The sequence below is a fragment of the Ruminococcus sp. RTP21198st1_G1_RTP21198_201120 genome (genome assembly GCF_040924265.1).
GTDB classification, from domain to species: Bacteria; Bacillota; Clostridia; order Oscillospirales; family Ruminococcaceae; genus Hominimerdicola; species Hominimerdicola aceti.
In genome coordinates this window covers 1-7,734 of record NZ_JBCOMH010000033.1, presented here as the reverse complement: position 1 = coordinate 7,734, position 7,734 = coordinate 1, and the positions used below count along the sequence as shown (strand labels likewise).

The window sequence follows — 7,734 nt, the reverse complement described above, 5'->3', positions numbered from 1 at the left end:
ACACCGACCCGTTGAATCCGGATACGGACAGGGACGGTTTGCCGGATGGGGATGAGCCGCATATCGGGCTTGATCCGTTAAAGCCTGATACAGATGATAATGGAGTGCTTGACTGTGATGAGTATTTCGAGCAGACTGTTGATCAAAGCAGATTTGATAGCGATTTGTTTGAAGATAATCTTGCAGTGCCATCGTTACTTACAGTTTCGGCAAAGGGAAATGTAAACAGCAATATTGATATTTCCGAGTATACAGGTCATTTAAAAGGCGAAGAAAGAGTATATGTAGGCAAGGTCATTGAAATTACAAAATCCGAAATTAACAGTGGAAATCTTTCTTTTACTTTGAGCGAGGATTACACAGTAAAAAATTATGAATTAGCAGGCGAATTGACAAACGGACTCCTTATCTGCTATAATGACGGAGAAAATACAACTCCGTTGGCTACAACTTACGATGAAGAAACAAGAACATTAAGCGCTGATATTTCAGCAGAAGGCATTTATTTTGTCCTTGATGTTATTAGTTGGCTTGAATCACTTGGTCTTGATATTCCTTCAGAAACATCTGTAGAGGCTCAGCCGTCAATTCAGACTTTTGCTGCAAGAGCCGTATCCGACGCTGCGGCAAGCATTGCAACAGTTCAGATCAAAGGTCAGGTAGACATTGTGTTTGTAATTGACACAACCGGTTCAATGAGCGGATATATTAACAATGTAAAGAATAACATTACTGCGTTTGTAAATGAAATCGAATCTGCAGGAATTACTCCATCTTTTGCACTTGTTGATTACAGAGATATTACCTGTGACGGTGAAAATTCAACCAATACAAAGAAAAATCCCGATGGAGATAACTGGTTCAAAAATGCGGATGACTTCAAAGCTGAAATTGCAAAATTGACTGTTGACGGCGGCGGAGATACTCCTGAAACGGCAATAGACGCATTAGAAATGGCTCGTCAGCTCAATTTAAGAACGTCATCACAAAAATTCTTTGTTCTTGTAACAGACGCAGGATACAAGATTGACAACAATTATGGAATCAAATCAATGAGTGAAATGATCGATTTACTTGTTGATGATGATATTAATGTATCTGTCGTTTCAAATTCAAGTTATCAGTCTACATACAAATCTCTTTATGAAAGTACCGGAGGCATATTTGCAAATGTTGGCGGCAATTTTAAGGATGAGCTGCTTTCAATTGCAGATATGATCAACGAGGAAACCAACAGCGGATGCTGGGTCGCTCTTAACGGACTCATTCCGCAAATTGTTAAGCTTGATGAAAGACCAGTTTGGAACGGAACAGCTGATACTGATAAGGATTCTCTGCTTGACAGAGAGGAACTTAAGAGTGTTTGGCCTACTAAATATATTGATGTTTCACCGTTTCTTTACCTTCTAGGACTCCCTTGGGATTATGAATATCCCTCTGTTCCGGCTTATGATTATTATAGTAATCCGACTAAAGAGGATACGGATAAGGATGGTATCTATGATGAAGTGGATAATGAACCACGTGTCAAGGGTTACTATGATGAAGAAGTAGAAGATATCGTCATAGGTGAACTGACAATAGTTTCTTGTAGCAACCCTCTTACTGGACACGGATTTCTTGTATACAAAAGTGCTGTTAATGACACGCTTGATTTCACAGGATTTGTTCGTGGCTATACCTATCAAACTTGGAATAAGGTTGACCCATGCTTTTATGATATTCAATGTGGACAGTCTGTTTCAATCGGAAATGCGGGAGCTGCTGTTGGTGGCTCTTCAGTTTCTGGTGAAAGTGGATCAAATTCCGGTGGCAGTTCTGTTGGTAGTTCAGGTGGTTCAAGTGGCAGTTCTGCAGGACCTTCTAGTGGCTCCTCTAGTGGCAGTGAGAGTGATGTGGCAGGAATCTACTTCAACAGAGAATTTGCTGTTGAAGCAAATAATTATAAAGAAAACTATGATTCTTCAAACCCAAGTGATTTTAAGCAGGAATATGATAAAAACTACGCCTATACTAAGAAAATTACACAGGATCAGTGGGATAAACTAATACAATATCATAATGATCACAACACATATGATTTGCTTTGGAACAACTGTGTATTGGTTGCTACAAGAGCCTGGAATCTCATTTATCAAGATGACCAAATTGATACAAATGCAATACCATCTGTTGTAAAGAATAGAATAAAAGAAAAGTCCAACTCATTTGTTTATGATTTGTATTCAGTTTTGGAGTATAGTTTATGAAAAAATTAATTCTGAAATTATTGGTTGCTTTGGCTTTACACATACTATATTTCGTCGTAATTGCAGGAATCGGTATTACAAATACGGTTCTTGGCAGAAAAGCGGTATGGCTGGAGTTATCCTTTTTTCTGCTACTGGAAATTCTTCTGTTCGTAGTCTATTTCATCGCACCTCTATCTTCAACAGTCCATAAGATTGTCTATTGGATTGTTTCTGAACTATTTAGTCTGTTTACCGCATGGTTTTGGATGTACTTTATTGCGGGACCTATTTGGAATTTTTAAATCTATCCTTAAGTTTGGTTTTATTTGCATAAAAGTGATTGATATGATTGACGAATATGCTTGTGGTAACCTAAAGGCCTTAAAATTAATTTGAGAACATTTGATGAAAGTGTAGAAATCTACTCTTTCATTGGGCAATTTCAGTAGTTTTCATTCATGAGTAACTATGGGAGGATGAATAATGAAAAAAGCAATCACTATTTTGTGGATCATAAATATCATTATTATCTTAATAATATCTATCATACTCATTTGGTGGAAAAAAGATCATAAAGAAATAGGTTTAATTGGAATGCTCAATGCCAAATTGTTTGTATTATATCTAATTATTGCTGTTGTATTATTTATTATTCTTACAATCGTTATTCTAAGGAAAAAATAATCTTTCGGTAAGCAATTGGAAAAGTTTTGCTAAATGGAGTGAACAGTTACCAGAATATCATGAAAATTTCTATTCTTGGGGAGGAAAATATTTTATTGATTATGATGAATATGAAGAATACATTGGGTATAAACTGTCTGGGTTCAGCAATATTTTATACATATCATAACTAAGAGGAATTGTAGTGAAGAATAGCATAGTAGCTGTTATATTTACATTGATTGTTTCTGTGCTTTACATTTCACAAAACATTGTATATGCGGCAGAAGATAAAGCAAGGACGATAACAATTCATACGCAAGGACTATCTGATGAGGCGTATTATGTTGATCTTCTTGTAAAGATAAAAACTTCTGATCCGGTATACACTGATTTCAACAGCAAAATGCCAAAATAAATGGTTTTGATAAAAGTGATTCCTATGTGCGCTATGAAAACGATGGTTTTATAAGCTATTCATTGCATTTTACTGACGCTGATAACGATATGAAGATAAATAAATACAAAAGTGATTACGGAGAAACTATTCGTGCCGATAATGAGGTTATTCCGTTTGACTATCCTAATTACAATAAGAGGCTCTGCGAAAAAATCTCTGTAAATTAATCAACTGTGATAAAAACGTTAGTTGGGAGCGACATGAAAAATTTGCCGCTCCGATTTTTTACAGTATACAATAAATACTGTAATTTGTCAAGGTTCTTTTTGAAAATCAGCCTGATGGAATGGAGCGCAGCGCAATGGAATCAGGCTGATTTTCAGCGGCTCGCTCAGCCGAGCCTGTCGGGATACATGATTTCAAGCTCTCCCAGAACTCTACCCCAGTTTCTCAGCGGCATAGTCCACTTCTTTGTAATCTCATGGGTTGCCAGATACAAAGCCTTTAGGAGCGCCGTATCGCTCGGAAATACGCTCCTCTGCTTGTTCAGACGGCGATAGCCGCTGTTAAGGCTTTCGATGGCGTTGGTGGTGTAAATGACCTTTCTGACCTCTGCTGAAAACTTGAAAATCGGCGAGATAACATCCCGGTTTTTGTACCAGCTTTTCATGGCGTTTGGATAATCTTTCTCCCACTTCTCCGTCACACGCTCAAGCTGCTTAAGTGCAGCGTCCTCAGACGGTGCATGGTAAATTGTTTTCAGATCATTAGCAAATTCTTTCTTGCTTTTTTCGCCAACATATTTCAGCGTATTTCGCACCTGATGAACGATACAACGTTGTAATTCTGTCTGTGGAAATGCCGTATTTACGGCTTCTTTCATACCCGAAAGGCCATCGGCACATATCACGAGGACGTCCTTTACGCCGCGATTTTTCAGCTCATTCAGGACTCCAAGCCAGTACTTTGCACTCTCGTTTTCTCCGATATGTATGGATAAAACTTCCTTGTGACCTGTCAAGCTTACTGCAAGGATTACATATGCTGCAAGCTTTTTTATCTGTCCGTTATCACGCACTGAAAAGTGTACTGCATCGATGAAAACAATCGGATACACTTCATCAAGCGGACGATTCTGCCAATCTTCTATCTGCGGAAGAAGTCTGTCTGTGATGTCTGATACCATTCCGTCGCTGACCTCAAATCCGTAAACATCTTCGATGGTATCGCTTATCTGGCGTGTTGTCATGCCCTTTGCGTACAGCGAAATGATCTTCTGTTCAATGCCGGAGATGTCCTTTTGACGCTTTTTTACCACCTTTGGCTCAAATGTTTCGTCTCGATCCTGTGGTACTTCAATTTCTGTTTCACCTAAATTTCCACGTATCTTCTTGGTTTTCCTACCATTGCGGTAATTGGAGTTGTCCGAGCGTTCATATGAACTGTACCCTAAGTGTTCATCCATCTCTGCCTCAAGCATTTCCTGTATAGTGCCGCCAAGAAGATCCTTCAGAGCATCTTCTATATCCTTTGCTGACCGGATATCATACTCCTCGAGCAGCATTCCGATGATGTTCTTTTTTCCTTCGCTCATTGGTTCTCTTTTTCTTCTTGCCATAAAAAATCAGCCTCCTGTGTTATTTTTATTATACCACAGTTGACTGACTTTTTACAGACTTTTTTTCAGAGGGTCCAATAAGAATTTTGACTTGTTAATGCAATATTCCCCAAAAATCAAAGTAGCCATACTGAATGAGGATAAGGAAGTAATAAGTGTTTCTGATGTCGGAACAATAAAAAAAGCTAAGGGTTATTTGACTGGAGGTATTATTTATAACATTAGCAGCAATAATCTAAAAATTGATTACTATACTCCTAATAATAACACGTTTGGTATTATCGTTTTCGTCTTTATATGTGCTACTATAATTATATTTATCACACTTATAATTAAAAACATTGTAAAGCGAAGAAAGAGTATAATGTACCCTAGAAACTGAACACAAAATTGCCAAAACATCGTGACAGTGGTATAATAAAAGAAAGAAACAGGAGGACACGATAATGGCGAAGAGGAACACATACACACCAGAGTACAAGGCAAAAATCGTAATAGAAATACTGGAGGGAGAGCAGACGATCAGCGAGATAGCAAGTCGTGAAGGAATCAACGTCAATCAGCTGAAAAATTGGAAAAAGGAATTTCTTGAGAATGCATCCCGTGCCTTTAATGGTTCAAAATCAGAAAAGGAAGCAAAAAGAGCAGCTGAGAACTCAAAAAAGCGGGAAGAAAAGCTTATGCAGAAAATCGGTCACCTGACAGTTCAGGTGGACTGGCTCAAAAAAAAATCTGAAGAAGTGCTCGGACCTGACTGGAAGGAAAAGTCTGGTTATGAAGAATGATAGGCTGAACATTAAGGAACAGTGTGAACTGCTTGAAATCAACCGCACTTCGATGTACTATCAGCCTGTTGAACCGGCAGAAAAAGCCTTGGAGCGTGAGGAATACATCAAATCACGTATTGACTACTGGCACACAAAATTCTGCTACATTGGTCATCGGAAAATCAAAGAAAAGCTTGTACAGGAAGACGGGATTGCAATCGGCAGAAAGCTTGTCAGACGTTATATGGCGGAAATGAATATCTGTCCGGTTTATCCGAAATCCAATCTTTCAAAGCCCGGAAAGAACAGTTTAAAATTTCCGTATCTGCTGAAAAATCTAAAAATTGACCGACCAAATCAGGTATGGTCAATTGACATCACCTATATCAAAATGGGGCGCAGCCATATGTATCTGACAGCGATTATTGATTGGTACAGCGGTTTTATCGTGGGCTATGAATTGTCTGATACGCTGGATACTGCACCGGTTTTAGCAGCAGTCACAAATGCCATGGAACAATACGGCAATCCTGAAATTATCAATTCTGATCAGGGCAGCCAGTTTACAAGCAATGACTATATTGAATTTCTGAAAGCGAAGAATATCCGCCAGAGTATGGACGGAAAAGCTAGATGGGTGGATAATGTGGTAATTGAACGCTGGTTTCGCAGCTTGAAAACGGAGTTGATTTATATCAATGAATACAGCAATCCCAGAGAGCTGCGGCAGCAGATTGGTAGTTACATCAAGGATTACAACAACGAAAGACCCCATCAGGCGCTTGGCTACAAGTTGCCTGTGCAGGTTTACCAAGCCAAGTCTGTATGCAATGCTGCATAAATTTTGCTTACGTTTTTTGGATGGCTATACAAGGTTTTCGCTGTCACGATAATTTTTTTCATTTGTGTCTTGACAAGGGGGACATTATAGAGACCTTCATTCAATTATAGAACTTAATACAAAATTTGACGTGTAGCGTGGGTAAAATTACTATTTTATTAGACAATTTCAGTAGTTATTATACGTACAATGTATCATTATAAAAAATAAGAAGATATTGATAATAATCTGAAAAAACAACCAGTAAACCACTAACGCTACAGAATCTTACTATGGTAATTATACTATGTTAAATATTGTTAAGATTTTTGGGGGTCAGGAAGCGATACCGCAATAATTGTGGTATCGCTTTATTTTTATAAACAAATAACGATTCACTTTTTATAGATTACTCAAAATTAAAAGAAGTTATAATGTTCTTATCTTGATCCTTCTGATGATATATTAACAAATTATTAAAGCAGATGAGTTTTTAAGTCAAGAAATGTCATTTGACGCAAAACTATTGAAAAAAACAATTTAGACACGCTATACTAAAAGCGAGGTGATGAGTGATGATTTCAAAACTCGCAAAAGGTATGGCGTGTTTTTTTTCCGACAATAAAATTATAGCGGCGGAAGATTCCGAAGTTTATGCATATGGAATAGAGTTACTGTTATCCACAATTTTCAATTTGGTTGTAGCTATTATTATTGCTTTAATTTCTAATGAATTTATACCCTGCTTTTTCAATTTAACAGCGTTTGTTACGATAAGAATGTATGCTGGAGGATATCATGCTGATACGCATTGGGGATGTATGCTTACACTTGTTTGTGTGCTTTCTGTTTTTATTTTATCAATAAAAACTATTAGTATAACTACTATGAGTATATTATCGCCGATCTTATGGATTTTATCAGCAATAATATTATTTAGATTTGCACCGGTTGAACATCCGAACAAACCTATTTCAGAAAAAAAGAAGATGAAGTTAAGAAAAAAATCTTTGATTTCATTTTTTGTATGGACAATATTCTGCATAATATTTTATTTTTTTAAATCAGAAATATGTTTTTATTCAGTAACGGGAATATTTACATTAAATTGTGCGATGATTGCAGAGAAAATAAGACTACATATGAAATCGTAATAATACGTTAATTCTCAGTGCGATCTATGGCATAACGACATTAGTAACAGGTCAAGCCTGCAGCATAACCTATTGTCAGCC

The 7,734-nt window shown here is 37.3% G+C and carries 8 protein-coding genes; 7 read left to right on the top strand and 1 reads right to left on the bottom strand.

What is annotated here, in order from left to right; all coding sequences use genetic code 11:
* From AB5627_RS14020 to AB5627_RS14000, 5 genes are all read left to right on the top strand, one after another.
* The coding region (locus AB5627_RS14020) for a VWA domain-containing protein (protein ID WP_368369909.1) at positions 1 to 2,249 on the top strand (2,249 nt) is incomplete at its 5' end.
* Complete coding sequence (locus AB5627_RS14015) at positions 2,246 to 2,533, top strand: hypothetical protein (protein ID WP_117928500.1); 288 nt, start codon at positions 2,246 to 2,248, stop codon at positions 2,531 to 2,533. The genes AB5627_RS14020 and AB5627_RS14015, both read left to right, overlap by 4 nt.
* A gap of 181 nt (positions 2,534 to 2,714) precedes the next feature.
* Positions 2,715 to 2,915, top strand: coding sequence for a hypothetical protein (locus AB5627_RS14010; RefSeq protein ID WP_117905893.1), 201 nt, complete (start codon positions 2,715 to 2,717; stop codon positions 2,913 to 2,915).
* A gap of 184 nt (positions 2,916 to 3,099) precedes the next feature.
* Positions 3,100 to 3,312 carry a hypothetical protein gene (locus AB5627_RS14005; RefSeq protein ID WP_117905894.1) on the top strand — a complete coding sequence of 71 codons (213 nt, stop codon included), beginning with the start codon at positions 3,100 to 3,102 and terminating at the stop codon, positions 3,310 to 3,312.
* 26 nt (positions 3,313 to 3,338) lie between these two features.
* Positions 3,339 to 3,521 (top strand): hypothetical protein, encoded by a 183-nt coding sequence (locus tag AB5627_RS14000; RefSeq protein ID WP_117905895.1) that lies wholly within the window; start codon positions 3,339 to 3,341, stop codon positions 3,519 to 3,521.
* Between the two features lie 164 nt (positions 3,522 to 3,685).
* Here the strand turns inward: AB5627_RS14000 and AB5627_RS13995 are convergent, their stop codons facing one another.
* Complete coding sequence (locus AB5627_RS13995) at positions 3,686 to 4,912, bottom strand: IS256 family transposase (RefSeq protein ID WP_302837868.1); 1,227 nt, start codon at positions 4,910 to 4,912, stop codon at positions 3,686 to 3,688.
* 446 nt (positions 4,913 to 5,358) lie between these two features.
* Between AB5627_RS13995 and AB5627_RS13990 the strand changes: the two genes are divergently transcribed.
* Positions 5,359 to 6,520 (top strand): IS3 family transposase gene (locus tag AB5627_RS13990; RefSeq protein WP_181979942.1). Its coding sequence is split into 2 segments (ribosomal slippage): positions 5,359 to 5,643 and positions 5,645 to 6,520, totalling 1,161 coding nucleotides; the frame shifts between segments, so codons are not numbered across the junction.
* Positions 6,521 to 7,074: 554 nt separating this feature from the next.
* The gene (locus AB5627_RS13985) at positions 7,075 to 7,653 is read left to right on the top strand and encodes an accessory gene regulator ArgB-like protein (RefSeq protein ID WP_117905959.1); all 579 of its coding nucleotides are present in this window, start codon (positions 7,075 to 7,077) and stop codon (positions 7,651 to 7,653) included.
* Positions 7,654 to 7,734 lie beyond the last annotated feature (81 nt).

Bases quoted from the DNA above. Each gene is read 5' to 3' on its own strand.
- AB5627_RS13995 (WP_302837868.1), bottom strand. From the start codon at position 4,912: ATGGCAAGAAGAAAAAGAGAACCAATGAGCGAAGGAAAAAAGAACATC.
- AB5627_RS13985 (WP_117905959.1), top strand. From the start codon at position 7,075: ATGATTTCAAAACTCGCAAAAGGTATGGCGTGTTTTTTTTCCGACAAT.
- AB5627_RS14015 (WP_117928500.1), top strand. From the start codon at position 2,246: ATGAAAAAATTAATTCTGAAATTATTGGTTGCTTTGGCTTTACACATA.
- AB5627_RS14010 (WP_117905893.1), top strand. From the start codon at position 2,715: ATGAAAAAAGCAATCACTATTTTGTGGATCATAAATATCATTATTATC.